Origin of the sequence: Hydrogenophaga sp. UC242_50 (assembly GCF_042697355.1) — a bacterium.
Taxonomy (GTDB): Bacteria; Pseudomonadota; Gammaproteobacteria; order Burkholderiales; family Burkholderiaceae_C; genus Hydrogenophaga.
On the sequence record NZ_CP170553.1, the window covers coordinates 4,195,043 to 4,220,666 of the forward strand.

Here is a 25,624-nt window from a genome sequence, read left to right on the forward strand (position 1 = left end):
GGCAGTGTTTTTTTCACCCGCCCTATCCCCCATCCGCCGATGCGAAAACTCCTGGATGCCCTCTACACCGGATCGGCATGGCTGGCCGCGCTGTTCATGATCGGCGTGCTCATCATGGTGCTGCTGTCCATGCTGGGCCGCATGTTCAACTTCTACATCCCCGGCACCGATGCCTATGCCGGCTACGCCATGGCGGGCGCCGGTTTCCTGGCGCTGGCGCACACGCTCAAGAGCGGCGAACACATCCGCGTCACGCTGATCATCGGCAAGCTCACGGGCGGCATGCGGCGCGGCCTGGAGCTGTGGTCGCTCTCCGTTGCGGTGTTGCTCTCTGGCCTGCTGGCCGTGTATGCGTGGCGGCTGGCTTGGCAATCCCATGTCTTTCACGACATCTCCACCGCGAGCGACGCCACGCCGCTGTGGATTCCGCAGATCCTCATGGGCCTGGGCACCACCGTGCTGCTGATCGCCTTCATCGACGAATGGGTGCTGGAGCTTCGCCGCGAGCGCTCGCACGACAGCGTGGAGACGCGCCATGAATGAAGTCGTCGTCACCACCTTGCTGATCGTCTCGCTGTTCGCCCTGCTGGGCAGCGGTGTCTGGATCGGACTCACCCTCGCCGGCGTGGCCTGGATCGGCATGGAGCTGTTCTCATCGCGCCCGGCGGGCGATGCCATGTCCATCACGATCTGGGGCTCGGCGAGCAGCTGGACGCTGACCGCCCTGCCCCTGTTCGTGTGGATGGGCGAAATCCTCTTTCGCACCAAGCTCTCCGAAAGCATGTTCCGCGGGCTGGCCCCCTGGGTCAATGCCCTGCCGGGCCGGTTGCTGCACACCAACATCCTGGGCAGCACGATCTTCGCGGCGGTGTCCGGGTCGTCGGCCGCCACCTGCGCCACCATCGGCAAGATGAGCATCCCGGAGCTCACCAAACGCGGCTATCCGCCTGAGAAGATCGTGGGTTCGCTGGGCGGGGCGAGCACCCTGGGTCTTCTCATTCCGCCCTCGATCATCATGATCGTCTACGGTGTCGCCGCCGAGGTCTCCATCGCCAAGCTGTTCGTCGCCGGCGTGCTGCCCGGCCTGCTGCTCGCGGCGCTGTTCAGCGGCCACCTGATGATCTGGGCCCTGCTCAACCCCGACCAGGTCCCCCGCAGCGATGAGCGCATGAGCTTCAGGCAGAAGCTCGGCGAATCCCGCCACCTGATCCCCGTGATCCTGCTCATCGGCGGCGTGATCGGCACCATCTATACCGGCATCGCCACCGCCACGGAAGCCGCCGCCGTCGGCGTGGTGGGCTCGCTCATCCTCTCCGCCGCGCAAGGCTCGCTCAACTGGGTCACGTTCCGCGATTCGCTGCTGGGTGCCACGCGCCTCTATTGCATGATCGCGCTGATCCTCGCGGGTGCGGCCTTTCTCACGCTGTCCATGGGCTACATCGGGCTGCCGCGCCATCTCGCCGAGTTCGTCACCAGCCTGAACCTCTCGCCCGGCGTGCTGCTGCTCGCGCTGGCGGTGTTCTACATCGTGCTCGGCTGCTTCCTCGACGGCATCTCGATGATCGTGCTCACCATGGGCGTCATCCTGCCCACGGTCACCGCCGCCGGCATCGACCTCATCTGGTTCGGCATCTTCGTGGTCATCGTGGTGGAGATGGCGCAGATCACCCCGCCCGTAGGTTTCAATCTCTTCGTGCTCCAGGGCATGACCAAACGCGAAATCACGTGGATCGCCAAGGTCTGCCTGCCTTATTTCTTCATCATGGTCCTGGCGGTGCTGCTGCTCTGGTGGTTCCCGCAGATCGTGAGCTGGCTGCCCTCCCGTATGTAACAAAAGGCCATCCTCTAAGATATGCAGGCCCTGCACCCGCCCCGGGTGCAGGGCTTGTTTTTTTAAGGTGTTCCCCGTGTTCAAGAATGTGACGATCTACCGCATCGCGCCCGGCTGGGAAGCGACGCTGGAAGACATGGAAGCCGCGCTGGACGTGGCCCGTTTCGTGCCCTGCGGCGCCACGCAGGACAAGGCCGTCGGCTGGATCGAGCCGCGCGGCGAGGCCCACGGCCCGCTGGTGGAATCGGTGGCCGGCCAGCGCATCCTGAAACTGCAGATCGAGACCAAGGGCGTGCCCGGCTCGGTCGTCAAGAAAAAGGCCCAGGAAGAAGCCGACCACATCGAGGCCACCACCGGCCGCAAACCCGGCAAGAAGGAAACCAAGGCGCTGCGCGAAGACGCGCTGCTGGCCCTGCTGCCCCAGGCCTTCGCGCGCCAGATGACGGTGTGGGTCTGGATCGACCTGAAGAACGGCTGGCTCGTCACCGACGCCAGCAGCCAGGGCAAGCTCGACGAGGTCGTCACCGCCCTCGTGCGCGCCTTCGACGGCCTGGCCGTCACCCTGCTGCAGACCGCCGTGACGCCGCAGACCGCCATGACGCAGTGGCTCTCGGCCACCACGCCCGACGAATGGCCCGGCGGCTTCGCGGTGGAGCGCGAGTGCGAGCTCAAGTCCGGCGATGAAGAAAAGTCGGCCGTGAAATTCACGCGCCACAACCTCGCCACCGACGAGGTGCGCAAGCACATCACCGAAGGCAAGCTGCCCACCCGCCTGGCCATGAGCTGGGAAGGCCGCATCGGCTTCACGCTCACCGAATCGCTGCAGGTCAAGAAGATCAGCTTCCTGGAAGGCGTGTTCGACGGCCGGCCCGATGAAGGCGAAAACGGCTTCGACGCCGACGTGGCCCTGTCCACCGGCGAGCTGCAGAAACTCATTCCCGAGCTGATCGAGGCCCTGGGCGGCGAGATGGCCTTCGGCGCCGCCGCCGACAGCGAGCCTTCGGCGTCGGCACCCGCCGCGCGCGAGGCCGTCACCGCCGACGCGGACGACGACGGCCCGCCGTTCTGATCCTCCATCGCTGAAGCGCGGCCCCCATGCACAGCGTCATCGCCATCTCCCTCGGTGCCGTGCTCGGCGCGCTGGCGAGATGGCGGCTGAGCCTGTGGCTCAACCAGGGCGCGGCCATCCTGCCCTGGGGCACGCTGGCGGCCAACTGGATCGGCGCCTACATCGTGGGCGTGGCCGTGGTGTTCTTCCAGAGCCAGACGCAGATCGACCCGGTCTGGCGGCTCGCGGTCATCACCGGTTTTCTCGGTGCGCTGACCACCTTCTCCACCTTCTCGGCCGAAGTCATCGCCATGCTGCAGCACGGCCGCTTCGCGCTCGCCGTCGGCACGGCCGGCCTGCACCTGATGGGCTCGCTGCTGCTGACCTGGGTGGGCATGCGCAGCGCCGCGATCTGGTTCACGCCGGCCTGAACTCGTTGCGGTAGAGCCCCGGCGTCATCGCCGTGTGCTGCTTGAACTGCCGGGTGAAATGGGCCTGGTCGGCGAAGCCGCACACATAGCCCACCTGGGCCGTGGGCATGTTGTCCGCGGCCAGCAACCGGGCCGCCCCGGCGAGCCGGGCCTTGGCGAGCAACTGCGTGAAGCTCAGGCCCTGGTCCGCCAGGCGGCGCTGCAGCGTGCGCGGCGACGAGGCCGCTTCCCGCGCCAGCGCGTCCACCGTCCAGCCCCGCCCCGGGTCGGCGGCGAGCCGGGCCTGGAGGTGGGCGACCCAGCCCTCGGGGGTCGCGGGTCCGGGTTCGGTCAGCGGGCTCTCGGGCCGGGCTTGCCAGCGCAACTCCCAGCTCGACACATCGTCTGGCCAAACGGGTGAGCGCCACGCGCGTTGGCTGCGGCTCCACAGCGGTTGCCCGACTGGCCGGGCCTGCACACCGGGTGTCCGCAGGTATTCGCACAGCGCCACCAGGAAGCCGAACACCAGCAGGTCTTCGGCCGGCGTGGGCGGGCGCAGCGGATCCAGCGACAGATGCCGCAGGCGCAGCAGGCCGGGCTCGGGCTGGCTCACGCGCACGCGATGGCGCGAATGCACGAAGCGTTCCAGGCGTTGCCAGCGCTGCAGCAGGTCGGGCGGGTCGCGCGCAAGCGACAGCGCCAGCAACAGCGGCTCGTCGTCCATGCCGTGCACCGCCTCGCCCAGCCGCACGATCACGTCCGGCCCATGGGCCTGCCACAGCCGGTCCAGCCAGGTGCGCTTGTCCGCCAGCGGCACGTGCGCGCTGCGCACGGCCGGCGGGCCGTCGGCCGCCAGGCCCTGCCGCTGCAGGCCGGCGCGCACCAGGCGCAGCATGGCTTCGGAAGCAAAGTCGCTCATGTGGTCGTGGTCTGGGCCAACAGGCCGGTGTCGATCGGGAACCGCTGGATGCGCACGCCGGTGGCCTCGCGCACCGCGTTGGCGATCGCCGCCGCCGTGGCCACGATGGCGGTCTCGCCCGCCCCGCCCGGCGCGCCACCCGCCTCCACCAGCACCACCTCCAGCGGCGGAATCTGGTCCAGCGATGGTATCGGTGCTTCGGCAAAACTGCCGGGGCCGATGCGCGAATCGACCGCCGCCAGCCGGTCGCTCAGCGCCATGCCCAGGCCCCACACCAGGTTGCCCTCGCACTGCGCGCGCACCTGGTCGGGGTTGATCACCGTGCCGCAGTCGTGCGCGCAGACCAGCCTCGCCACGCGCAGCTGGCCGCGCGCGTCCACCACCACCTCGGCGACCACGGCCACGTAACTCAGCTGCTTGTAGATGCCGCAGGCCACCCCGCGCCCGCGCCGCACGCCCGACACCGCCGACGCGCCTGCACCGGCCCGTGCATCCGCCGCGCGCAGCACACGCGCCAGCCGGGGGTCTTCGGCGTGCCGCAGGCGAAACGCCAACGGCTCCACGCCCGCGCGCCGCGCGCATTCGTCGATGGCCGATTCCACGGCCAGCCCATTGGGCCCCGCGCCCAGGCCGCGCCAGGGCCCGGTGAACACCGGCAGGCGGTTCAGCGCGAACTCGGCGCGCTTGCGCGCGCAGCGGTAGGGCAGCTGCGCCCCGCGCGCCACACCCGCGTCGGTCACGAAGTCGGTCAGTCGCTGCATCCAGGCCGGCAGGCCCGCGTTGGTGAACAGGATGTGGCTGCTGCCGAACGCGTGCCACCACTGGTCCAGCTGACCGTCGCGCAGGCGCACGCGGATGCGGTGGCTCGAGGGCGGGCGGTGGAAACCCTGGCGGAACTCCTGCGCGCGCGTCCACTGCAGCTTCACCGGCTGCCGCACCGCCTGCGCGAGCACCGCGGCCTCCAGCTCCACCGTGCAGATCGTCTTGCCACCGAAGGCCCCACCCACCCGGCTGCCATGCACGCGCACGCGGTCTTCGTCCAGCCCCAGGCTTTTGCAGACCACGTCGCGCTGGTAGTACACGTCCTGCGAGCCCACCCAGAGGTCCAGCCCGCCCTCGGCATCGAAGGCGGCCACCGCCGCGCGCGGCTGGATCGGCGCGTGCGCCGCCAGCGGAATGTCGATGCGCAGGTCCACATCCCACTCGCCCTGCGCGTCGATGGCGTCCTCGTGCACCCGGTACTTGAATCCCCCGTCGGCGAGGTGGCGGTCCACGTCCACCAGGTGGTCGATCTCGGCCTGCCCGAAGCTGCCCTGCGAAAGCCAGCGCGCCTCCAGCGCCGCCTCGATGCGGTCCAGCGCCCCCGGCGTGCGCGCGACGATGCCGACGCCCTCGCTCGACGCCTGCCGCAGGCGCTCGTCGCGCACCAGGGCCACGAAGCCCTTCACCGCGCGCGCGGCGGCCTCGTTCATCGCGCCCAGTGTGGAGACGCGCTCGGCCGACACCGGCGCGCGCAGCACGCGGCCGAACAGCAGGCCCGGCAGGCGCACGTCCGCCACGTAGACCGCGGCGCCGGTCACGATGGCCGGGCCCTGTTCGATCGGCGCGGCGCGGCCCACGTGGCGGCCCCCGGGCTGGAACGCGCGCAGCTGGTCCATGGGCCGGGGCTCGGCCATGCGCTCGCCCTGGGTGTGGCCCGCCGCCAGCGCCTCGCGCAGCGTGGCACAGGCCTGGGCCAGCGGCAGGGCGAAGTCCTTCACCGATTCGCTGCCCACCGTGGCGCGCACGCGCGCCATCTCGCCGGTGTGCGGCAGGCGCAGCGTGAGCTGGTCCCAGCCGATGCCCAGCTCCTCGCACGCCACCTGCTTGAGCGCGGTGCCGATGTTCTGGCCCATCTCCACGCGCGGCAGCAGCAGCTCGTAGCGGCCCTCGCGGTGGCGCACCCAGCCCAGCGCGTCTTCGTAGCCCGCCACGGGCCGCTTGGGAATCACCGGCAAGGCGCAGCCGGCGAGAAAGGCCACGCTCAGCGCGCCGCCGGCCTGGAGCAAGGCGCGCCGCTTCACGGGCGGCCCCGCTGCAGCACCACCGCGCGCTGCACACCGGCGCGGATGCGCTGCTGCGTGCCGCAGCGGCACAGGTTGCCCGCCAGCGCTTCGTCCACGCGCGCCGGGCTGGGGGCCGGGTCCTGCCGCAGCAGGGCCACGGTGGCCATGATCTGGCCCGCCTGGCAATAACCGCACTGCGGCACGCGCTCGTCCAGCCAGGCCTGCTGCACCGGGTGCAGACCACCGTCCCGGCCCGCCAGCCCCTCGATGGTTTCCACGGCCTGGTTCTGCACCGCGCTCACCGGCAGCAGGCAGCTGCGCTGCGCCTGGCCATCGAGCAGCACCGTGCAGGCGCCGCACTGGCCCATGCCGCAGCCGAACTTGGTGCCCACCAGGCCCAGGTGTTCGCGCAGCACGGCGAGCAGGGTCTCGTCCTGCCAGTCGGGGTGGATGTGAAACCGCTGTCGGTTCACGAGGATGTTCATGGCGCTGCTCCGTTGAGGGGTGATGGCACGCCACTGTCTCAGCCGGCGCGCCGCGCGTCTTGAAGATTCGCGCCACGCCGTGCTGGGGCAGAATGCCGCCATGGGCCGCGCACAGCCGGCCCGATTCCCGCCACGGGCCCCACCCAGCCCGATGGCGCATGACTCCTGTTGAACCCGGCACGAGCAGATCACGGTCGCGCAACCGCACGGCCCCCGGCGATGTGTCCCCTCAGCCCAGGCGTTCAACCCCCATGCAGACCACGGCCTCCCCGCGCCTCTCCGTCCTCATCGCCTTGTCGGCGCTGGCGATCCTGCCGCTCAACATGTTCGTGCCCTCGCTGCCGAACATCGCGCGCGACCTCGACGCCGACTTCGCGCTCGTCAACCTCGCCGTCGCCGGCTATGCGATCGCCACCGCCGTCGCGCACCTGATCGCGGGCGCGATGTCCGACCGCTTCGGCCGCAAGCCCGTGGCGCTGGCCGCGCTGGCGATCTACACCCTCGCCTCCATCGGCTGCAGCCTGGCCACCGACATCACCACCTTCCTGGTGTGCCGCATGTTCCAGGCCACCGTCATCGCCGGCTACGCCGTGTCCCTCGCGGCCATTCGCGACACCTCGGACGAAGGCGGCGCCGCCAGCCGCATCGGCTACGTCTCCTCGGCCTGGGCCGTGGCGCCCATGATCGGACCCACCGTGGGCGGCCTGCTCGACAGCGCCTTCGGCTGGCGCGCCAACTTCGTCGCCTTCGCCGTGCTCGGGCTCGCGGGCCTGTGGCTGGTGGCCTTCCACCTGAAGGAGACCAACCACCACCGCACCGCCTCCTTCGCCCTGCAGCTCAAGGGTTATGGCGAGCTGGGCCGGTCGCCACCGTTCTGGGCCTATGCCCTGTGCATGGCCTTCGGCATCGGCACGCTGTACGCCTTCCTCGGTGGCGCGCCCCTGGTGGCGGCGCAGCTCGGCGGCTTGTCGAGCACGGCGCTGGGCGCCTACATGGGCCTGGTGCCGGCGGGCTTCATGCTGGGCAGCTACATCGTGGGGCACACCAGTTCCAGGCACGCACCGACCCGGTTGATCCTGGTCGGCCGCCTGCTCACGGCCGTGGGCCTGCTGGTGGGTCTGGTGCTGCTGGCCTCGGGCCTCACGCACCCGCTCGCCTTCTTCGGCCCGTGTGTCTTCGTGGGCCTGGGCAACGGCCTGACCATGCCGGCGGCCAATGCGCGCATCCTGTCCCTGCGCCCGCACCTGGCGGGCACGGCATCGGGCCTGGCCGCCGCGGTGACGGTGATCGGTGCCGGCATCGTCGCGTTTCTCGCGGGCCTGGTGGTCAACGCGTCCAACGCCCACCTCGCCGTGCTCGGTGTGATGTGGGCCAGTTCGCTGCTCTCGCTGCTCGTGGCCCTGTTCATCGTGCACACCGAACGCCAGCGCCCGGCCTAGGCCGTGTGCCGCTCGATGAACGCCCGGGCCTCGGAGGGCCGGGTGATCTCCGTCCATTGGAGGTGGGCGTAGCGCGGATCCTCACGAAGGCCGGCGTACTTTCGCCGGTTCGTTTCGAAGGTGCGGTACGACCACAGCAGGACGGAATCGCGCGAGAAGAACGACATGCGCAGCGACTCGCGGTTGCCTTGAAACAGTTCTTCGCGCGTCATGATGCGGCCGAGCGTTCGCCAGAGCAGGCGCGAGAACACCGTCCAGCGGCTGTAGTTCAGCCAGACGACCTGGGTGGCGCGGGGCCAGAGCACATCGCGCACGGCGCTGTAGTTGCCATCGGCCACCCAGCGCGCTCCTTCGGTGGCCGCCAGCACGGCACGCTCGAACTGTTCGTGCGGCACGGCTTCCCAACCTGGGCCCCAATAGAACCTGTCGAGTTCGATGTGCGGACACTGTGCTGCCTTGCCCAAGGCCTCGGCGAAGGTGGACTTGCCCGCGCCGCTTGTTCCTACAACCAAAAAACGCATGCGCGCGATGCTAGCCCACACGCGGTGGTTGCTCAGCCTCTCGCGCGCTCCGCTGCGTTTCAGGCCATCTGGCGGGGGCCCAACTGAGGGTGGGACAGCCGCTGATCCCGCGGCGTGTCGTCGGGCTGCTCCAGGGCCATGCGGGAGGGTCCCTGTCGCCGCGGGGCCTCGCCCTGACGCGCCTGGCGGCCCGTCCGGCCGCTTTTGCGGGGCGGATTGAAGTGGTGTTGCGGGGATGGCATGCTGGTCTCCGGATGTCTCGTGTCCGGAGTATTCGCCTGCGCCTTCTGGCCGTCTGTTGGGTAGCCCACAAACCGGGGGGCAGGCAGGCCTGCTCACCAAGCCCCGTATTGCTCGACCACCCCCCGCCACAAGGCCAGCAGCTCGGCCCGCGCCGCGCGGTCGCCCGCGGATTTCCAGACGGCCGTCTGCACCAGCACCAGGCGCAGCGCAGGGTCCACGAAGATCACCTGGCCGCGCACCCCGATGAGCGCGAACCGCGGCCGTGCACCTGGAAAGATCCAGACATGATTCCCGTAGCCAAAGTAGGAACTCGCCACAAAGGGCTGGGCATGGGGTTGTGCGACCGCGGTCGATTGCCGCACCCACGCAGCGGGAACGACCTGCCTGTCGCCCACCTGGCCTTCATTGGCCAGCAGCATCCCGAGACGGCCGTAGTCCCGAAGCGTCGCGTGCAGGAACGCGAAAGCCGCTTCCTGGCCAGCGGCATCGACCAGGAAGCTCGCATCGTCCTGAGCCCCCATGGGCTGCCAGATCCGTTCACTCAGGTAGTCGGCCGGCGCAACACCGGTGGCACCGCGCAGCACAAGACCGAGCGCCTGCGTGTCCGCGGACGAGTAGTAGAACAACTGGCCCGGCGCGATCCGGCGCTGGACATGCGGCAACAAGACGGCGGCCCCGCCCGGCGAGCGGCGCCCGATGGTGTCTTCGATGAGGGCGCCCAGGTCGTCGCGGCCGTCATACTGCTCCGAAAACCGCACGCCCGACGACATCTGGAGCAGATCGCGGATCGACGTTTCACCATAGGGGTTGCCCGCCAGCGCGGGCACGTAGACCCGCGCCAGGTCGTCCAGGGAGCGAATGCGGCCTTCCTCCAACGCGATGCCGATGAGCACGCCGACGATGGACTTGACCATCGAGGCCGACAGGAAGCGCGTGGCCGGACCCAGGCCGTACTGGTAACGCTCGAGCACCACCGTGTCGTCCTTGATCACCATGAGGCCCGTGACCCGCTGGCGATCCAGATAGTCGTTCACGCCAAGACGAAGGCCATCGTGCTGGTACACGAAAGCCGTTTCCTCGGGCGCGCGGGCGAGTGGCCTCGAATGCGCGCCCTTTCTGACGATGCGATGGGCCAGCGCCTGCTCCAAGGCCCCGCTGAAGGAGTTCAGCAGATGCTGGGGCTGCTCGTCCGCCACGAGATGCGATGCCAACGGGACGGGACCACCGGGCGGATAGCCTTGCCCTCCTCTCAACAGGGCGTCGTCCGGCGCGGCGGCATGGGCGACGCAGGCCAGCGTGAACGCCAGGCAGGCCGTTACAGCAGGTAAAGAGGTCATCAGAAGATGCTAACGCCGCCAGGTTCGCGGTCGCGGCGCTTAACGCGAGCCTCCGAAAGCGGTAAGGTGCCGGGTTCCTCTTGCTCAACGCTCAAGGAGACCCGGAATGATCCCCAAGAACACGATCTGCCTCTGGTTCGACCGCGACGCCCTGGACGCCGCGACCTTCTACGCCAAGACCTTTCCCGACAGCGCGGTCGGCGCGGTGCACCGCGCGCCGGGCGACTACCCCTCCGGCAAGGAAGGCGATGTGCTCACGGTGGAGTTCACCGTGGCCGGCATTCCCTGCATCGGGCTCAACGGCGGCCCGGTGTTCCAGCACGACGAGGCCTTCTCCTTCCAGATCGCCACCGACGATCAGGAAGAGACCGACCGCCTGTGGAACGCGATCGTGGGCAACGGCGGCCAGGAGAGCGAGTGCGGCTGGTGCAAGGACCGCTGGGGCCTGTCGTGGCAGATCACGCCGCGCACGCTCACCGAGGCTTTCACCGGCCCCGACCGCGCGGCGGCCAAACGCGCCTTCGACGCGATGATGACCATGAAGAAGATCGACGTGGCCGCCATCGACCAGGCGCGGCGGGGCTGAGGCCTCACACGCTCAGGAGACTCGCGGGGATGCCGCTGACGAATTCGGCGAAGTCCCGTCCACCGATCGCGATGTGCTCGGACATGGCCTGCCACGCGGCCGCCTCATCGCCATTCGCGATGGCGAGCGCGACCGCCTGGTGCTCCTCCACGGACCGTTGCATGCGCCCTGGCGAATCAAAGCGGTTGCGGGTGTAGCCCGCGGTTTTGGTGCGCATCTGGCGAACCTGCTCTTCCAGCAGTTCGTTGTGGGACGCGGACCAGATGGCGCGATGGAACCCGTCGTTCGCGACCTCGTACGTGCGCGCGGTGCCATCGGCCGCGATGCGGCGTCCCTGCTCCAGTGACGCCAGGATGGCTTGCCGCTCCGCGGCGGTCGCCCTTCTGGCGGCCAGCCTGGCGGCGGTCGCCTCCAGCTCGGCGATCAGCTCCAGGATGTCGCGCAAGCGCTGCAGCGACAGCTTCGGGATGGTGACGCTGCTTCGGGCTTCGTTGACCGCGAAACCCTGGGCCACCAACTGCAGGAACGCTTCGCGCACCGGTGTGCGGGACACACCGAAGCGCTCGCACAGCAGCTTTTCGTCCAGGGGTTCCCCGGGGCGGAGCGCGCCCGACGCCAAGTCTTCAAGGATCGCCAGGCGCACTTGCTCGGCGAACGTGCGCGCGCCTTTCGTGGGCTCGGCCACTTGCATGGTTGTGCTCATTTAAATATACTGAAGTCGATCGTAAATATATTAGGAGACGTTCAGTGAATATTCTAAAACAAGCGGTCGCTGCCGCCACCCTGGCGGCCGGCTTGGCCTTGCCCGGCCATGCCGTGTTCGCCGCAGGCCCTCAGTGGGTGCCGACCAAACCCATCAAACTGATCCTGGGTTACACCCCGGGCGGCGCGGCGGACGCCACCGCGCGCGAAATCGCCGGGGTCATGGAAAAAATCCTGGGGCAACCCATGGTCGTGGACTACCGTCCCGGTGCGGCGGGCTCCATCGGGGCCGAGGCCGTTGCGAACGCGGCGCCCGATGGCTACACGGTGGGCCTTATCGACAGCGCCCCACTGACCATCATCCCGACCACGCGCAAGGTGCCTTACGACCCCGTGACCGGCTTTGCCTACGTGGGCGTGGTCGCCCAATCGCCCTTGGTCATCCTGGTGAACCCCACGCTTCCCGTGCGCACGCTGCCGGAGCTGATCCAGCTGGCGCGCAAGAAGCCCGGCGCCCTGAGCTTCTCCACCTCAGGGCTGGGAAGCATCCACCAGATGTCCGCCGAACTGCTGAAGGCCGAAACCGGCACCTTCATGACCCACGTGCCCTATCGGGGTGCGGCCCCCGCCCTCAACGACCTGATGGGCGGGCAGGTGGAGGTGTCGTACGCGACGATCGCGCCCGCCATCCCGATCGTGCAGAGCGGCCGGGCGCGCGCCATCGCCGTGACCTCGGACCGCGAGGTGCCGTCGTTCCCGGGCGTCAGGCCCGTGTCTCAACAGGGTGTCCCAGGCTATGACGCCCAGGGCTGGTTCGTGATGGCCTTGCCCAAGGGCACGCCGCAACCGGTGATCGAGCGCTTGAACGCGGCGCTGAACGAAACCCTGAACACCCCCGCCGTGAAGGACAAGCTCGTCGGTTTCGGCAACGACATATCGGCCAGCACCCCCAACGCAGCCTCGCTGCTGGTGAAAGAGACTTCGAAAAATGGGCTCGCGTGGTGCGGGTGCAGCAATTGAAGTTCGAGTGAACCGCATTCCCCTCCCCTGTCTGAAAGCCTCCCTCATGTCCACCCACCTTGAATCCGCCCCCGCCGCCACCGCGCTCGCCTCTCAGCCGCCCGAGCTGAACGTGGATGGCGCGGTCGCCACCATCCGCCTGCGCCGGCCCGCCACGCACAACCGCATCGAACCCGATGACGTGGGCGTGATTTCCCGCTACCTGAGCGAGCTCAACGGCATGCCCGCGGTGCGCGTCATCGTGTTCCAGAGCGAGGGCAAAAGCTTCAGCTCGGGCTTCGATCTGACGCGGCTGGGCACGGCCGCCAGCGCCAATGGAAAGGCCGGCGAGAACCCGTTCGAACAACTCTGCGACGACATCGAAAATGCGCGGGCGGTCACCATCGCCCGGCTGCATGCGCCGGTCTATGGCGGGTCCACGGACCTCGCCCTGTCGTGCGACTTCCGCCTCGGCGCGCAAGGCATCCGCATGTTCATGCCGGCGGCCCGCCTCGGACTGCACTACTACGGCAGGGGCATTCGCCGCTGGGTCACCCGGCTGGGGCTGGGCGGCGCGAAGAAGCTGTTCCTCACCTCGCGAACGATCGACGCCGCCGAGATGCTGCGGATCGGCTACCTCGACGCCTTGGTGGCCCCCGAAGAACTGGACGCCGAGCTGCAGCGCTGGATCGGCGATCTGCTGGCCATGGCCCCCATTCCGCTGGTGTCCATGAAGAAGGTGCTCAACGAGACCGGGCGGCAGGAGTACGACGAGGCGACCGCCACCCAGGCCTTTCTGCACAGCCTGGGCACGAGCGATCTCCGGGAGGCCCTGGCGGCCTTCGCTGAAAACCGCCCACCCGTGTTCAAGGGCGCCTGACCGACATGACCCCCAAAGCCCAAGGCCCCCTGAAGGGCATGCGCGTTCTCGAACTGTCCCAGATCATGGCCGGCCCGGTGTGCGGGCTCATGCTGGCGGACATGGGCGCCGACGTCATCAAGATCGAGAAATTCCCCGCCGGGGACGACTCCCGAGGCTATGCACGGCCGGGCGACCCCGGCCTGGCGCCCAGCTTCCTGATGCTCAATCGGGGCAAGCGCTCCGTCGCCGTGGACATCCGCCTGCCACAGGGCCAGGAGGTGATCCGCCGCCTGGTCGCGCGGTGCGACGTCATGACCGAGAACTTCCGCCGCGGCAAGCTCGACGCGCTGGGCCTGGGCTACGACGACCTGCGGCGCATCCAGCCCGAGCTGATCTACTGCTCCATCAGCGGCTACGGCCCCCATGGACCGCTGAGCGACCAAGGCGGCTTCGACCTGGTGCTGCAGGCCTTTTCAGGCCTGATCAGCGCCACGGGCACGCCCGACGGGCAGATCGTCAAGCCCGCCAACTCGGTGGCCGACATCAATGCCGGCATTCTCGCGGCCGTCGGCATTCTCGCGGCCTACATCGAGCGGCTGAAGACCGGCCAGGGTTGCAAGGTGGAAACCTCGCTGCTGCAGGCGTCCATGCAGCAGATGTACTGGTTCGCGGCGGCCTACTTCAACGACGGCACCATCGCCAAGCCCATGGGGACGGCCCATCCCCTCATCGCGCCCTACCAGACCTTTCGCTGCCGCACCGGGGCCATCGCCCTGGGTGGCGGAAACCAGGCCAACTGGGAGCGCATTGCCCAGATCCTCGGGCACCCCGAATGGCTGCAGGAACCCCGGTTCAAGAATGGCCGCAGCCGGGTGGCGCACCGCGCGGAACTGGAAGCGCTGATCACACAAGCCCTGTCCAGCGACGACGCGCCGGCCTGGGTGCAGCGCTTCGACCTGGCCGGCGTGCCGGTGGGCCCGGTCAACGACGTGGGGCAGGCGCTGGAACATCCGCAGGTGCGCGCCACGTCCATGGTGGTGGACGTCGACCATGCCGACGGCGGAAAAACGCCTTCGCTGGGTTTGCCGCTCCATTTCAACGGCGCGTCTCCGCACGCCACCTCCGCCGCCCCCTACGTGGGGCAGCACACGGTGTCGGTCTTGCGCGAGCTGGACTTCGAGCCCGGGGAAATCGATTCGCTGATGACCTCGGGCGCGGTCTTTCAGCACTGAGCACGGCCCCGGGCCTGGTAGCGCGCCAGCACCGCCACCGCCTGCTGCGCCAGGCGCTCGCGCAGCGCGGGCGGTGAGAGCACCTCGATCTCGTCGCCGAAGGCGAGCAGCTGCCGCGCGCCCTGCTCCACCGATTCGACGCGGATCGTCACCTCGTCGCCCACCGGGTCGCTGAACGGCACGCGCGCGTTCGCCAGCCACTTCAGGCAGCGCGGCGTCGCGCGCGCCCGCACCTCCACCGAACGCAGCTCCGATTCGAAGCGCGCGGCCGACGCCTGCCAGGTGCGCGCGAGGTCGAACGTCTTGGGCCGGCGAAAGGCCGCGCCCGGCTTGAGTTCCAGCAGGCTCGCCAGCCGGTAGGTGCGCACGCCATCGCCTTTCGGGGGCGCCGCGTCCACCGCGCGCGCCACCAGGTACCACGCGCCCGCCTTGAGCACCAGGCCCAGCGGCTCCAGCGTCCGCCAGGCCTTGCCGCGCCAGCTTTCGTAACGCACCTCGATGCGGCGCGCGCGCCAGACGGCGTCGGCCACCTCGCGCAGGAAGTTCGGCGCGTCCTGCGCGCGGTACCAGTCCACCGGGTCGATGTGCAGGCGTTGGCCCACGCGGTCGGCCTGCTCGCGCCACTCGCCCGGCAGGCTGCGCCACCATCTTCAGCCGCGCCGAGGCGGCGGCCGCGCCCAGGCCCAGTTCGGTGGCCGGCCCGGGCAGGCCGGCGAGCAGCAGCGCCTGGGCTTCGGGCTCGGTCATGCCGGTGAGCTGGGTGCTCCAGCCCTCGCGCAGCTGAAAGCCGCCCTGGCGCCCGCGCTCGCCCCACAGCGGCACACCGGCGGCCGAGAGCTGGTCGATGTCGCGCAGCACGGTGCGCTCGGACACTTCCAGGGCCTGCGCCAGCGCGCCGGCCGTCAGGCGGCCCCGCGCCTGCAGCAGCATGAGGATGGAGAGCAGTCGGCTGGCTTGCATGCGAGAGATTTAAACATGACACACCGTGTCAGGTTATGGGGTGGATCATCACCGCATCGTCTTTCAAGGAGCTTTTGCCATGACCGAGTCCCCCCTCGTCGAGCTGCGCCGCTACACCCTGCACCCGGGCCGGCGCGACACCCTCATCGAATTGTTCGACCGCGAGTTCGTCGAGACCCAGGAGGCCCAGGGCCTGCGCGTGATCGGCCAGTTCCGCGACCTGGACGACGCCAACCGCTTCGTCTGGCTGCGCGGCTTCGCCGACATGGCGCGCCGCGCCCAGGGCCTGGCCGCGTTCTACGGCGGCCCGGTGTGGCAGGCGCACCGCGACGCGGCGAACGCCACCATGATCGATTCGGACGACGTGTTCCTGCTGCGCCCGGCCTGGCCCGGCGCGGGCATCGACGGCGAAGCCCCCCGGCGCGCCAAGCCCGGCACCACCGACACACCGCCCGGCCTGCTGGACGCGGCCGTGTTCCCGCTGCGCGCGCCCGCCGGCAGCGACCTGCTGGATCTGTGCCGCGAGGTGCTCTCGCCGGTGCTGCGCCAGGGCGGCGCGCGGCGCATCGGCTGGTACGTGACGGAGGCCAGCCCCAACAACTTCCCGCGCCTGCCGGTGCGCGAGGGCGAGCCGGTGCTGGTGGGCCTCGCGCTGTTTCACAGCCCCGCCGCCTTCGACGCCTTCGCGCGCGGCGGCGCCTGGGCGCGCGACGCGCAGCCCACGCTCGCCCCCTGGCTGGCCGGCCCCACCGAGAGCCACCGCCTCACCCCCACCGCCCGTTCCGCTTTGCACGCCTGAAGGAGCCACCCCATGAACACCAGCGACCACGACTTCGACTTCCTGCACGGCCACTGGCGCGTGGAACACCACCGCCTGCGCGAGCGCCTGAGCGGCTGCACCGACTGGGAGCGCTTCGACGGCACCTGCACCGCCTGGCCCGTGCTCGGCGGCCAGGGCAATGTGGACGACAACCTGCTGCACCTGCCCGGCGGCAGCTACCGCGCGGCCACGCTGCGCAGCCACAACCCGCACACCGGCCGCTGGTCCATCTGGTGGCTGGACGGCCGCCAGCCCCACCAGCTGGACGTGCCGGTGGTGGGCCACTTCGACCGCGGCGTGGGCACCTTCTTCGCCGAAGACGTGCTGGACGGCCGCCCGATCCGCGTGCGCTTTCGCTGGACCGACACGCAGACCGCCTCGCCGCTGTGGGAGCAGGCGTTCTCGGCCGACGCCGGTCGCAGCTGGGAAGCCAACTGGACGATGCGCTTTCACCGAGCCCCGGCCTGAAGCCAGGGTGCGGTGGCGAACAGACGCGCCCGCGGGTGGCTCCGATATTGGGTCACCCCACCCACACCACCGCACCATGACCCAGATCCGAAAAGGACAGGCGCCCGCTCCCCTGGAGCGCGCGGCATTCAGCGAGCGCTTTCGCGCCTTCTTCTTCGACCCCGCCTTCCGCACCGAGGACGCGAGCATCGAGCGGCTGGAGGCCATCGCCTGGAAGGCCTACCAGGAAGGCCGCAAGGCGCCCGTGACGCAGAAGGCCGGGCCGGGCTACGCCGACCCGGACTACGACCTGTCGTCCGAGTGGGTGGCGACCAAGGCGCGCCTGGACGCCGCGCAGGCGAGTTGGTCGCTGCCCAGCACACCGTCGCGGGTGCTGCTGGTCTGCGGCTCGGCGCGCAACGACGGCACCTGCCCCGGTGAGATCTCCAAAAGCTACCGGCTCACCCGGATCGCGCGCGAAGCGCTCGAACAGCAGCACATGCAGGTCGACGTGCTGGACCTGAGCCTGCTCACCTCCGAATACGCGCTGCACATCCACCCCTGCAAGGGCTGCGTGTCCACCGCCATGCCGCTGTGCCACTGGCCGTGCAGCTGCTACCCCAACCACGCGCTGAACCAGACGCACGACTGGATGGCCGAGATCTACGAACGCTGGGTGGCGGCGCACGCCGTGCTGCTGGTCACACCGGTCTACTGGTACCAGAGCCCGAGCCCGCTCAAGCTCATGATCGACCGCCTGGTGTGCGCCGACGGCGGCAACCCCGACCCGACCTCCACCGGCGGCAAGAAGCCCGAGAAGGCCAAGGCGCTGGAAATGGCGGGCTGGGACTACCCGCAGCACCTGGCGGGCCGCGCCTACGGCGTGGTGGTGCACGGCGACGTGGCCGGCATCGAGGGTGCGCGCCGCTCGCTGTGCGACTGGCTGGACTGGATGGGCCTGATCGACGCCGGTCCGCAGGCGCGGCTGGACCGCTTCATCGGCTACTACGAACCCTACGCCACCAGCCACGACACGCTGGACGACGACCTGGCCGTGCAGGACGAAACCCGCAACGCGGCCTTGGCGGTGAGCAAGGCGGTGGTGGAGTTGCGCAGCGGGCGGTTGCAGGCGGTGCAGCCCCACCTGTCCCGCCCTCGGCCCAAGTAGCCACCGGGTATTCTTGCCGGGCCACCGGCGGGCCCCGCGCCCGGGTGCCGAACCACCCGAACTCCGCGGCTTCGCCCGCATCCAACGCCCACATGAACAAATTCCTCGTCTGCTCGGCCCTGCTCCTGTGGTGCGTGGGCGCTTCGGCGCAGGCGCTCTGGCGCGGCGTGCCCGCCGGCGCCACGCCGGCGGAAGTGGTGGCGCTGATTCCCGAGGCGGCGGCCCCGGGCACGCTGCGCCCGGCCACCGAAGACGGCCGCGTGCTGCTGGAAATTCCCGCCCATGACGTGGTGGGCGCCGACTTCCAGGTGGCGTTCGGGTTCGAGCAGGACCGGCTGCAGAGCGTCGTGCTGCGCGCCCAGGCTGGCTCACCCGAAGAGGCGCGCGCCCTTGCCCAGCGGCTGACGGTGTCGCTGCGGTCGAGGTACGGGCTGGAGATCAGCACCAAGAGCCGCCAGGACCCCTTGACCGTGGGCATCGACCGCAAGTGGTCGTACCGCCGCACCAGCGTGCACCTGCAGGTGGTCGAGGACACGGTGGTGCGCCTGCGCTACCGCGCCGAGCTGCCCCGCTCATCCAGCCCGCAGCTCTGAGCCGGGTCGCGCAAGCCCCCTGGGCCGCGTGCGTCTCAATTTGAGAATGATTGGCGCCGGCCAGAGGATTTCAGGGTTAACCCGCAAATCACCGCCCGGGCCGCGTGCTCAACTTGTTGGTGCCCCATCACCACAACAAGGAGACAAGCATGCAGGTTCAACTCAGGGTCAACGGCAAGGCCGTGACCATCGACGCGCCGCCCCACACGCTCTTGGTCCAGGCGATCCGCGAACACCTCCGGCTCACCGGCACCCACGTGGGTTGCGACACCGCCCAGTGCGGCGCCTGCACGGTCTTGCTCGACGGGCGCGCGGTCAAGTCCTGCAACATGCTGCTGCCCCAGGCCGCCGGCTGCGAGGTGACCACCATCGAAGGCCTGGCGGCGGCCGACGGCACCATGCACCCGATGCAGGCGGCGTTCAAGGAATGCCACGGCCTGCAGTGCGGCTTCTGCACCCCGGGCATGGTGATGAGCTCGGTGAGCCTGTGCAAGTCGAACCCCGGCGCCACCGGCACCGAGATCCGCGAGCTGCTCGAAGGCAACCTGTGCCGCTGCACCGGTTACCAGAACATCGTCAAGGCCGTGCAGCAAGGTGCTGCCGCCATGAAGGCCTGAGGAGAACGACCATGGGTGCTTCCGACTTCTCCAAACTCCCCCACATCGGTGAATCGCTCAAGCGCAAGGAGGACTACCGCTTCCTCACCGGCGCCGGCCAGTACACCGACGACATCGTGCTGCCCAACATGCACCACGCGGTGTTCGTGCGCTCGCCGCACGCGCACGCCAACATCCGCAAGATCGACAAGTCCGCCGCGCTCAAGGCGCCGGGCGTGATCGGCATCCTCGACGGCGACGACGTCGCGGGCGACAAGATCGCCGGCCTGCCCTGCGGCTGGCTCATCACCGACACCGCCGGCCAGCCCATGAAGGAGCCGCCCCACCCCATCCTGGCCTTCGGCAAGGTGCGCTACGTGGGCGACCACGCGCGATGGTGGTGGCCGACACGCTGGAGAACGCGAAGAACGCCGCCGAGCTGGTGGAGGTGGACTACGAGCCGCTGGCCGCCGTGGTGGACGTGCGCGACGCCATGAAGTCCGGCGCGCCCGCGCTGCACGAGGCCGCCGCCGACAACCACTGCTACAAGTGGGCCATCGGCGACAAGGGCCAGGTGGACGCCGCGTTCAACGGCGCCGCGCACGTGACCCAGATCGACCTCGTCAACAACCGCCTGGCGCCCAACCCGATGGAGCCGCGCGCGGCCATCGCCAGTTACAACCGCGCGGGCGACGACTACACGCTCTATGTCGCGAACCAGAACCCGCACGTGGAGCGCCTGCTCATGACGGCCTTCGTGCTCGGCCTGCCCGAGCACAAGGTGCGCGTGATCGCGCCCGACGTGGGCGGCGGCTTCGGCGCCAAGATCTTCCTGTACGCCGAAGACGTGTGCCTGACCTGGGCCTCGAAGAAGCTCAACTGCGCGATCAAGTGGACCTGCGACCGCTCGGAAGCCTTCCTGAGCGACGCGCACGGCCGCGACCACGTGACGCACGCCGAGATGGCGCTGGACAAGGACGGCCACTTCCTCGCCTTCCGCGTGCACACCGACGCCAACCTCGGCGCGTATCTCTCCACCTTCTCCACCGCCGTGCCCACCATCCTGTACGCCACGCTGCTCGCGGGCCAGTACAAGACGCCGCAGGTCTACGTGGAGGTGGACGCCTGGTTCACCAACACCTCGCCGGTGGACGCCTACCGCGGCGCCGGCCGACCCGAGGCGACCTACCTGCTCGAGCGCATCGTGAGCCGCTGCGCGTGGGAGACCGGCCTGTCGCAGGACGAGATCCGCCGCCGCAACTTCATCACCGAGTTCCCCTACCAGACCCCGGTGGCGCTGCAGTACGACACCGGCGACTTCCCCGCCTGCATGGCCCAGGCCAACGAACTGGCCGAGATGGCCAGCTTCGAACAGCGCAAGGCCGCCTCCAAGGCCAAGGGCCTGCTGCGCGGCGTGGGCTACAGCAGCTACATCGAGGCCTGCGGCCTGGCGCCGTCGAACGTGGCGGGCGCGCTCGGCGCGCGCGCCGGCCTGTTCGAATGCGGCGAGGTGCGCGTGCACCCCACCGGCAGCGTGACGGTGTTCACCGGCTCGCACAGCCACGGCCAGGGCCACGAGACCACTTTCGCGCAGGTCGTGGCCTCGCGCCTGGGGCTGGACCCGTCGCAGGTGGACATCGTGCACGGCGACACCGGCCGCGTGCCCTTCGGCATGGGCACGTATGGCTCGCGCTCCATCTCGGTGGGCGGCGCGGCCATCATGCGCGCGCTGGACAAGATCGAGGCCAAGGCCAAGAAGATTGCGGCCCACCTCATGGAAACCGGCGACGCCGACGTGGACTTCGCCAACGGCGAGTTCACCGTGAAAGGCACCGACAAGAAGGTCACCTTCGGCCAGGTCGCGCTCACCGCGTACGTGCCGCACAACTACCCGCTGGACAAGCTGGAGCCGGGCCTGAACGAGACCGCGTTCTACGACCCGACCAACTTCACCTTCCCGGCCGGCACGCACATCTGCGAGGTGGAGATCGACCCCAACACCGGCGTGGTGCGCATCGACCGCTTCACCGCGGTGGACGACTTCGGCACCATCATCAACCCGATGATCGTGGAAGGCCAGGTGCACGGCGGGCTGGTGCAAGGCATCGGCCAGGCGCTGCTGGAGCACTGCGTGTACGACCGCGAGACCGGCCAGCTGGTCACCGGCTCGTTCATGGACTACGCCATGCCGCGCGCCGACGACGTGCCGGACTTCCGGCTCGGCCACGTGACCACGCCCTGCACCACCAACCCGCTGGGCACCAAGGGCTGCGGCGAGGCCGGTGCCATCGGCTCGCCGCCGGCGGTGATCAACGCCGTGCTGGACGCGCTCGCGCCGCTGGGCGTGAAGGACCTGGACATGCCCGCGAGCCCCAGCCGCGTGTGGACGGCCATCCAATCGGCCAAGGCCTGAAACGGAGGAGACACACCATGTACGCATTCACACTCGAACAACCCAAGACCCTGGCCGACGCCAAGCGCTTCAGCGGCGCGGGCGCGCAACCCCTGGCCGGTGGTCAGACCCTGATCGCTTCCATGAAACAGCGCCTGCTGCGCCCTGAGCAACTGGTGGACCTGGGCGGCGTGGCCGAGCTGCGCGGCGTCAAGGTCGAAGGCCAGACCCTGGTCATCGGCGCCATGACCTGCCACCAGGACGTGGCCGACAACGCCGACGTGCGCAAGCACATCCCCGGGCTGGCCGCGCTGGCCGAAGGCATCGGCGACCGCCAGGTGCGCGCGCGCGGCACCCTGGGCGGCTCGGTGCGCAACAACGACCCGGCCGCCTGCTACCCCAGCGCCGTGCTGGGCCTGGGCGCCACGGTGGTGACGGACCGGCGCCAGATCGCGGCCGACGACTTCTTCCAGGGCCTGTACACCACGGCGCTGGAGCCGGGCGAGATCATCACCGCGATCCGTTTCCCCATCCCCAGCAAGGCGGCGTACGCCAAGTTCCGCCAGCCGGCCTCGCGCTTCGCGCTGGTGGGCGTGTTCGTGGCGCTCACGCCCTCGGGCCCGCGCGTGGCGATCACCGGCACCGGCAACGGCGTGTTCCGCCACGCCGGGCTGGAGGCTGCGCTGGCCAAGAGCTTCACGCCCGACGCGGTGAAGGACGTGAAGATCGACGCGAGCGACATCAGCGGCGACCTGCACGCCAGCGCGGCCTACCGGGCGCACTTGGTGACGGTGCAGACGCAGGTGGCGGTGCGTCACGCCAACGGATGAGCCGGGTGCCCGACGACACCGACAGCATCGACGGCCTCACCCACGCCCTGCAGGGCGTGGGCTACCACGCTCCCCGGCGGCTGCGCCACCGCCGTGTTTCTCGCGATGCGCCTGCAGCGCCCGCTGTTGCTCGAAGGCGAGCCGGGTGTGGGCAAGACCGAGCTGGCCAAGGCGCTGGCGAAGGTGCTGGGCCGGCCCTTGTTGCGCCTGCAGTGTTACGACGGCATGGAGCAGCGCGAGGCGCTCTACGAGTGGAACCACACGGCGCAGTTGCTGCACATGCGCGCGGCGCAGGCCACGTCCACGCCCGACGAGATCGAGCGCGAGGTGTACCAGGCGCGTTACCTGATCCGCCGCCCGCTGCTGCAGGCCTTGCAGACGCCGGAGCCGGGCGCGGTGTTGTTGATCGACGAGGTGGACCGGGCCGACGAGCCGTTCGAGGCTTTTCTGCTGGAGTACCTGGGCGAGTACCAGGTGAGCATTCCCGAACTGGGCACCATCCGCGCGGTGGCGGCGCCATTGACCATTCTCACGAGCAACCGCACGCGCGATCTGAACGACGCGGTGAAGCGGCGTTGTCTGTACCAGTGGCTGGACTACCCGGAGCGGGAGCGCGAGCTGGCCATCGTGAAAAGCCAGGTGCCGGAGGCGAGTGCGGCGTTGACCGAGCAGGTGACGCGTTTTGTGTCCCGTCTGCGCAACCAGCCGTTCGCCAATGCTTTTCAGCGCAGTCCTGGCATTGCGGAGAGTGTGGAGTGGGCGAAGGCGCTGGTGGCTTTGGATACGCTGACTTTGGACCCTGAGGTGATCCAGGACACGGCGGGCATTCTCTTCAAGCAGCGGGAGGATGTGGCGGCCTTGCTGCCGATGCTGGATCAGTTGTTGGCGCCTGAGCCTGTGTGAGTTTTGTGGATACCTTGCTTGCTTGCATTGGTTCAAGGCCGCTGGGGCGTGTGCCCGTTCTCCGGCGCACTGTCGCGGGCGTCTGCCCGGGCGCGAGTGAAACCACTGCGTTAACGCCATGGTCTGGACGCTTACTCTGTGGCAACCGCGAATGGCGCCTGCGCCCGGACACCCACCCCATCGACCCCAGCCGCACCCAGGCACGCCACACGGGAGAAGACCCTTTGCGCGCCTGCATGTCACTCTCGACGGATGGTGGGGTTCGCGGGCGCAGGCGCCCATTCGCGGTTGCCACAGAGGGAGCGCGAGGGGGTCGTGTTGACGAAGTGATGGTCGTGGACCCGGGCAGACACCCGCGAGCAGCGCCGGAGAACGCGGACCCCGCCAGCCGTCAGCGCGAGGTGCATGCAACCCACCACGACGTGCCAAGCAAAAAGCAGGCAGAAAAAGAATGATCCTGGGCGACGCCAGAAGCGGGAAACTCCCCGACCACATCACCGCCTTCGGCAGGGCCCTGCGCCGAGCCGGTGTGCCGGTCGACAGCAGCCGCGCCGTGCTCGCCATCACCGCCGCACAAGCCGTGGGCGTCGAACGCAGAGACGACCTGCGCGCCGCCCTCCAAGCCGTGATGGTCAGCCGCCAACAAGACATCGGCGTCTTCAACGAAATGTTCGACGCCTTCTTCCGCAACCCCGAACTCGCCCAACAACTCCTCGCCCAGATGCTTCCCAAAGCCGCCAAAGCCCACCCGGTCCGGCGCAAAGCCCGCGTGCAGGAAGCCCTCAGCGTCGCCGGCCTCAAAGCCCGCACCCCCAACCAAGGCGAAACCGAACTCAAGTTCGACGCCGCCATGACCGCCAGCGACCAGCAGCGCCTGCGCCACGCCGACTTCGCTGGCCTCTCCGCCAGCGAATTCCGCCTCGTCGAACAACTCGTGCGCGACATCCCCCTGCCCCTGCCCCCCGTGCGCTCGCGCCGCGAACGCGCCGGCACGCGCGGCCACCGCCCCAACTGGCCGCGCGCCCTGCAACAGGCCCGCCGCCACGACGGTGAACTGCTGCAACTCCCCCTCATGAACCGCCGGCCCCAGCCCCTGCCGCTGCTCATCCTGGTCGACATCTCCGGCTCCATGGAGCGCTACGCGCGCCTGCTGCTCGCCTTCCTCCACCAAGCCACGCGCGGCACCCCGCGCGCCGCCTTCGCCTTCGGCACCGAACTCACCGACCTGCGCGCCGCCTTCCGCCACCGCGACACCGACCAGATGCTGGAGATCGCCAACGCCGCCATCGACGACTTCGCCGGCGGCACCCGCCTGGGCGCCTCGCTCGCCAGCCTGCGCACCCAGTACCCGCGCTGCCTCGTCGGCCGGCGCACCGTGGTGCTGCTCATCACCGACGGCCTGGACACCGGCGCGCCCGAACTGCTCGACCAGGAACTCACCTGGCTCGGCCGCCACAGCCGCCGCCTGCTCTGGCTCAACCCCCTGCTGCGCTACGACGGCTACGCCCCCCTGGCCACCGGCGCCAGCGTGCTGCATCGCCACGCCCACGGCATGCTGGCCGTGCACAACCTCAGCCGCCTCGAAGACCTCGCGCGGTCCATGGCCGCGCTGATGCAGCGCGGCTGATGTCATCTGTTTCATTCATCATTCCGACCTGACAGGAGAAACCAACGTGGACATGCAAGGAAGCCGGCCGCTCGCCGTGACCCAGCAACAGGCCTGGGAGGCCCTCAACGACCCGGAGATGCTCAAGGCCTGCATCCCGGGCTGCGAGAAATTCGAGCTCACCGAACCCAACACCTACGCCGTGACCACCGCCATCAAGATCGGCCCGGTCGCCGCGCGCTTCAACGGGCGCGTGACGCTCTCGGACATCGTGCCGCCCAGCTCGTACAAGATCGGCTTCGACGCGCAGGGCGGCGTGGCCGGTTTCGGCAAGGGCGAGGCCGCCGTGCAGCTCGCGCCGGCCGCCTCCGGCTGCGAACTCAGCTACACGGTGCACTCCACCGTGGGCGGCAAGATCGCGCAGCTCGGCCAGCGCCTGATCGACGGCGCGGCCAAGTCGCTGGCCGAAGACTTCTTCCGCCGTTTCGACGAGGCGCTGCAGGCCCGCTACCCGAGCGCGGCCGCGCCCGCTGCGACCGACGCCACACTCAAACCCATGCCCAAGGCCGGCGGTGGCATGCCCACCTGGGCCTGGGCCGCCATCGCCGTCGTCGTGGCGGCGGTGATCTACATGGCCACGAAGGGGTAAC

Annotated in this window: 24 protein-coding genes and 3 pseudogenes; 19 read left to right on the forward strand and 8 right to left on the reverse strand. The window is 69.5% G+C overall.

The window, feature by feature from the left end; translation table 11 throughout:
* Positions 1-39: 39 nt before the first annotated feature.
* From ACFJGX_RS21365 to crcB, 4 genes are all read left to right on the forward strand, one after another.
* The gene (locus ACFJGX_RS21365; protein WP_382323918.1) at positions 40-543 is read left to right on the forward strand and encodes a TRAP transporter small permease; all 504 of its coding nucleotides are present in this window, start codon (positions 40-42) and stop codon (positions 541-543) included.
* A complete protein-coding gene (locus ACFJGX_RS21370; protein WP_382323917.1) occupies positions 536-1,831 on the forward strand; it encodes a TRAP transporter large permease in 1,296 nt (431 codons plus the stop codon). Before ACFJGX_RS21365 ends, ACFJGX_RS21370 begins: the two co-directional genes overlap by 8 nt.
* Before the next feature lie 76 nt (positions 1,832-1,907).
* On the forward strand, positions 1,908-2,900 hold the full coding sequence (locus tag ACFJGX_RS21375; RefSeq protein ID WP_382323916.1) for a recombination-associated protein RdgC: 993 nt from the start codon (positions 1,908-1,910) through the stop codon (positions 2,898-2,900).
* A gap of 26 nt (positions 2,901-2,926) precedes the next feature.
* On the forward strand, positions 2,927-3,310 hold the full coding sequence (gene crcB / locus ACFJGX_RS21380) for a fluoride efflux transporter CrcB (RefSeq protein WP_382323915.1): 384 nt from the start codon (positions 2,927-2,929) through the stop codon (positions 3,308-3,310).
* Here the strand turns inward: crcB and ACFJGX_RS21385 are convergent.
* Genes ACFJGX_RS21385 through ACFJGX_RS21395 form a run of 3 tightly spaced genes read right to left on the reverse strand, consistent with a single transcriptional unit; the run spans position 3,297 to position 6,738 of the window.
* Positions 3,297-4,208: a helix-turn-helix transcriptional regulator gene (locus tag ACFJGX_RS21385; protein ID WP_382323914.1), complete on the reverse strand. Its 912-nt coding sequence runs from the start codon at positions 4,206-4,208 to the stop codon at positions 3,297-3,299. The genes crcB and ACFJGX_RS21385 overlap by 14 nt on opposite strands.
* On the reverse strand, positions 4,205-6,256 hold the full coding sequence (locus tag ACFJGX_RS21390) for a molybdopterin cofactor-binding domain-containing protein (RefSeq protein WP_382327010.1): 2,052 nt from the start codon (positions 6,254-6,256) through the stop codon (positions 4,205-4,207). Before ACFJGX_RS21390 ends, ACFJGX_RS21385 begins: the two co-directional genes overlap by 4 nt.
* Before the next feature lie 11 nt (positions 6,257-6,267).
* The gene (locus ACFJGX_RS21395; RefSeq protein WP_382323912.1) at positions 6,268-6,738 is read right to left on the reverse strand and encodes a (2Fe-2S)-binding protein; all 471 of its coding nucleotides are present in this window, start codon (positions 6,736-6,738) and stop codon (positions 6,268-6,270) included.
* Positions 6,739-6,989: 251 nt separating this feature from the next.
* Here ACFJGX_RS21395 and ACFJGX_RS21400 point away from each other — a divergent pair, with 251 nt between their 5' ends.
* Positions 6,990-8,177: a multidrug effflux MFS transporter gene (locus tag ACFJGX_RS21400; protein ID WP_382323911.1), complete on the forward strand. Its 1,188-nt coding sequence runs from the start codon at positions 6,990-6,992 to the stop codon at positions 8,175-8,177.
* Here ACFJGX_RS21400 and ACFJGX_RS21405 read toward each other — a convergent pair.
* Together ACFJGX_RS21405 and ACFJGX_RS21410 are read right to left on the reverse strand one after the other, a co-directional pair.
* Positions 8,174-8,698: a toxin gene (locus ACFJGX_RS21405; RefSeq protein WP_382323910.1), complete on the reverse strand. Its 525-nt coding sequence runs from the start codon at positions 8,696-8,698 to the stop codon at positions 8,174-8,176. The genes ACFJGX_RS21400 and ACFJGX_RS21405 overlap by 4 nt on opposite strands.
* 335 nt (positions 8,699-9,033) lie before the next feature.
* Positions 9,034-10,278: a serine hydrolase domain-containing protein gene (locus ACFJGX_RS21410; protein ID WP_382323909.1), complete on the reverse strand. Its 1,245-nt coding sequence runs from the start codon at positions 10,276-10,278 to the stop codon at positions 9,034-9,036.
* 106 nt (positions 10,279-10,384) lie between these two features.
* Here ACFJGX_RS21410 and ACFJGX_RS21415 point away from each other — a divergent pair, with 106 nt between their 5' ends.
* Complete coding sequence (locus ACFJGX_RS21415) at positions 10,385-10,864, forward strand: VOC family protein (protein ID WP_382159136.1); 480 nt, start codon at positions 10,385-10,387, stop codon at positions 10,862-10,864.
* A 4-nt stretch (positions 10,865-10,868) separates the two neighbouring features.
* Here the strand turns inward: ACFJGX_RS21415 and ACFJGX_RS21420 are convergent, their stop codons facing one another.
* On the reverse strand, positions 10,869-11,555 hold the full coding sequence (locus tag ACFJGX_RS21420; protein WP_382323908.1) for a GntR family transcriptional regulator: 687 nt from the start codon (positions 11,553-11,555) through the stop codon (positions 10,869-10,871).
* A gap of 104 nt (positions 11,556-11,659) precedes the next feature.
* Between ACFJGX_RS21420 and ACFJGX_RS21425 the strand changes: the two genes are divergently transcribed.
* Genes ACFJGX_RS21425 through ACFJGX_RS21435 form a run of 3 tightly spaced genes read left to right on the forward strand, consistent with a single transcriptional unit; the run spans position 11,660 to position 14,659 of the window.
* Positions 11,660-12,586: a Bug family tripartite tricarboxylate transporter substrate binding protein gene (locus ACFJGX_RS21425; RefSeq protein ID WP_382327012.1), complete on the forward strand. Its 927-nt coding sequence runs from the start codon at positions 11,660-11,662 to the stop codon at positions 12,584-12,586.
* A gap of 46 nt (positions 12,587-12,632) precedes the next feature.
* Positions 12,633-13,445, forward strand: a complete 813-nt coding sequence (locus ACFJGX_RS21430; RefSeq protein WP_382323906.1) for an enoyl-CoA hydratase/isomerase family protein — start codon at positions 12,633-12,635, stop codon at positions 13,443-13,445.
* A gap of 5 nt (positions 13,446-13,450) precedes the next feature.
* Positions 13,451-14,659, forward strand: coding sequence for a CaiB/BaiF CoA transferase family protein (locus tag ACFJGX_RS21435; RefSeq protein WP_382323905.1), 1,209 nt, complete (start codon positions 13,451-13,453; stop codon positions 14,657-14,659).
* Here the strand turns inward: ACFJGX_RS21435 and ACFJGX_RS21440 are convergent.
* Positions 14,650-15,261 (reverse strand): helix-turn-helix transcriptional regulator, encoded by a 612-nt coding sequence (locus ACFJGX_RS21440; RefSeq protein ID WP_382323904.1) that lies wholly within the window; start codon positions 15,259-15,261, stop codon positions 14,650-14,652. The two genes, ACFJGX_RS21435 and ACFJGX_RS21440, sit on opposite strands and share 10 nt — an antisense overlap.
* 244 nt (positions 15,262-15,505) lie before the next feature.
* A pseudogene (locus ACFJGX_RS21445) lies at positions 15,506-15,619 on the reverse strand (HTH domain-containing protein); the annotation flags it as partial.
* Positions 15,620-15,698: 79 nt separating this feature from the next.
* On the opposite strand from ACFJGX_RS21445, the gene ACFJGX_RS21450 reads away from it, so the two are divergent.
* The 10 genes and pseudogenes from ACFJGX_RS21450 to ACFJGX_RS21495 all read left to right on the forward strand — a co-directional run bounded on the left by ACFJGX_RS21450 (position 15,699) and on the right by ACFJGX_RS21495 (position 25,623).
* The gene (locus ACFJGX_RS21450; RefSeq protein ID WP_382323903.1) at positions 15,699-16,418 is read left to right on the forward strand and encodes an NIPSNAP family protein; all 720 of its coding nucleotides are present in this window, start codon (positions 15,699-15,701) and stop codon (positions 16,416-16,418) included.
* A 12-nt stretch (positions 16,419-16,430) separates the two neighbouring features.
* Complete coding sequence (locus ACFJGX_RS21455) at positions 16,431-16,907, forward strand: DUF1579 domain-containing protein (RefSeq protein WP_382159151.1); 477 nt, start codon at positions 16,431-16,433, stop codon at positions 16,905-16,907.
* Between the two features lie 76 nt (positions 16,908-16,983).
* Entirely contained in the window at positions 16,984-18,054 is a 1,071-nt protein-coding gene (locus tag ACFJGX_RS21460; RefSeq protein ID WP_382323902.1) for a flavodoxin family protein, read from the forward strand.
* A 92-nt stretch (positions 18,055-18,146) separates the two neighbouring features.
* Positions 18,147-18,647: a hypothetical protein gene (locus tag ACFJGX_RS21465; protein WP_382323901.1), complete on the forward strand. Its 501-nt coding sequence runs from the start codon at positions 18,147-18,149 to the stop codon at positions 18,645-18,647.
* A gap of 149 nt (positions 18,648-18,796) precedes the next feature.
* Positions 18,797-19,264 carry a (2Fe-2S)-binding protein gene (locus ACFJGX_RS21470; RefSeq protein ID WP_382323900.1) on the forward strand — a complete coding sequence of 156 codons (468 nt, stop codon included), beginning with the start codon at positions 18,797-18,799 and terminating at the stop codon, positions 19,262-19,264.
* 11 nt (positions 19,265-19,275) lie between these two features.
* Positions 19,276-21,656, forward strand: a pseudogene (locus ACFJGX_RS21475) (xanthine dehydrogenase family protein molybdopterin-binding subunit).
* A gap of 17 nt (positions 21,657-21,673) precedes the next feature.
* Complete coding sequence (locus tag ACFJGX_RS21480; protein ID WP_382327014.1) at positions 21,674-22,465, forward strand: FAD binding domain-containing protein; 792 nt, start codon at positions 21,674-21,676, stop codon at positions 22,463-22,465.
* A pseudogene (locus ACFJGX_RS21485) lies at positions 22,462-23,368 on the forward strand (AAA family ATPase). The gene ACFJGX_RS21480 and the pseudogene ACFJGX_RS21485 overlap by 4 nt, the downstream one beginning before the upstream one ends.
* 451 nt (positions 23,369-23,819) lie before the next feature.
* The gene (locus tag ACFJGX_RS21490) at positions 23,820-24,995 is read left to right on the forward strand and encodes a VWA domain-containing protein (protein ID WP_382327016.1); all 1,176 of its coding nucleotides are present in this window, start codon (positions 23,820-23,822) and stop codon (positions 24,993-24,995) included.
* Positions 24,996-25,041: 46 nt separating this feature from the next.
* Positions 25,042-25,623 carry a CoxG family protein gene (locus ACFJGX_RS21495; RefSeq protein WP_382327018.1) on the forward strand — a complete coding sequence of 194 codons (582 nt, stop codon included), beginning with the start codon at positions 25,042-25,044 and terminating at the stop codon, positions 25,621-25,623.
* Position 25,624: the final 1 nt, after the last annotated feature.

Coding starts and splice junctions, on each gene's coding strand:
- ACFJGX_RS21365 (WP_382323918.1), top strand. CDS start 40: ATGCGAAAACTCCTGGATGCCCTCTACACCGGATCGGCATGGCTGGCC.
- ACFJGX_RS21370 (WP_382323917.1), top strand. CDS start 536: ATGAATGAAGTCGTCGTCACCACCTTGCTGATCGTCTCGCTGTTCGCC.
- crcB (WP_382323915.1), top strand. CDS start 2,927: ATGCACAGCGTCATCGCCATCTCCCTCGGTGCCGTGCTCGGCGCGCTG.
- ACFJGX_RS21385 (WP_382323914.1), bottom strand. CDS start 4,208: ATGAGCGACTTTGCTTCCGAAGCCATGCTGCGCCTGGTGCGCGCCGGC.
- ACFJGX_RS21395 (WP_382323912.1), bottom strand. CDS start 6,738: ATGAACATCCTCGTGAACCGACAGCGGTTTCACATCCACCCCGACTGG.
- ACFJGX_RS21400 (WP_382323911.1), top strand. CDS start 6,990: ATGCAGACCACGGCCTCCCCGCGCCTCTCCGTCCTCATCGCCTTGTCG.
- ACFJGX_RS21405 (WP_382323910.1), bottom strand. CDS start 8,698: ATGCGTTTTTTGGTTGTAGGAACAAGCGGCGCGGGCAAGTCCACCTTC.
- ACFJGX_RS21410 (WP_382323909.1), bottom strand. CDS start 10,278: ATGACCTCTTTACCTGCTGTAACGGCCTGCCTGGCGTTCACGCTGGCC.
- ACFJGX_RS21415 (WP_382159136.1), top strand. CDS start 10,385: ATGATCCCCAAGAACACGATCTGCCTCTGGTTCGACCGCGACGCCCTG.
- ACFJGX_RS21420 (WP_382323908.1), bottom strand. CDS start 11,555: ATGCAAGTGGCCGAGCCCACGAAAGGCGCGCGCACGTTCGCCGAGCAA.
- ACFJGX_RS21430 (WP_382323906.1), top strand. CDS start 12,633: ATGTCCACCCACCTTGAATCCGCCCCCGCCGCCACCGCGCTCGCCTCT.
- ACFJGX_RS21435 (WP_382323905.1), top strand. CDS start 13,451: ATGACCCCCAAAGCCCAAGGCCCCCTGAAGGGCATGCGCGTTCTCGAA.
- ACFJGX_RS21450 (WP_382323903.1), top strand. CDS start 15,699: ATGACCGAGTCCCCCCTCGTCGAGCTGCGCCGCTACACCCTGCACCCG.
- ACFJGX_RS21455 (WP_382159151.1), top strand. CDS start 16,431: ATGAACACCAGCGACCACGACTTCGACTTCCTGCACGGCCACTGGCGC.
- ACFJGX_RS21460 (WP_382323902.1), top strand. CDS start 16,984: ATGACCCAGATCCGAAAAGGACAGGCGCCCGCTCCCCTGGAGCGCGCG.
- ACFJGX_RS21465 (WP_382323901.1), top strand. CDS start 18,147: ATGAACAAATTCCTCGTCTGCTCGGCCCTGCTCCTGTGGTGCGTGGGC.
- ACFJGX_RS21470 (WP_382323900.1), top strand. CDS start 18,797: ATGCAGGTTCAACTCAGGGTCAACGGCAAGGCCGTGACCATCGACGCG.
- ACFJGX_RS21480 (WP_382327014.1), top strand. CDS start 21,674: ATGTACGCATTCACACTCGAACAACCCAAGACCCTGGCCGACGCCAAG.
- ACFJGX_RS21490 (WP_382327016.1), top strand. CDS start 23,820: ATGATCCTGGGCGACGCCAGAAGCGGGAAACTCCCCGACCACATCACC.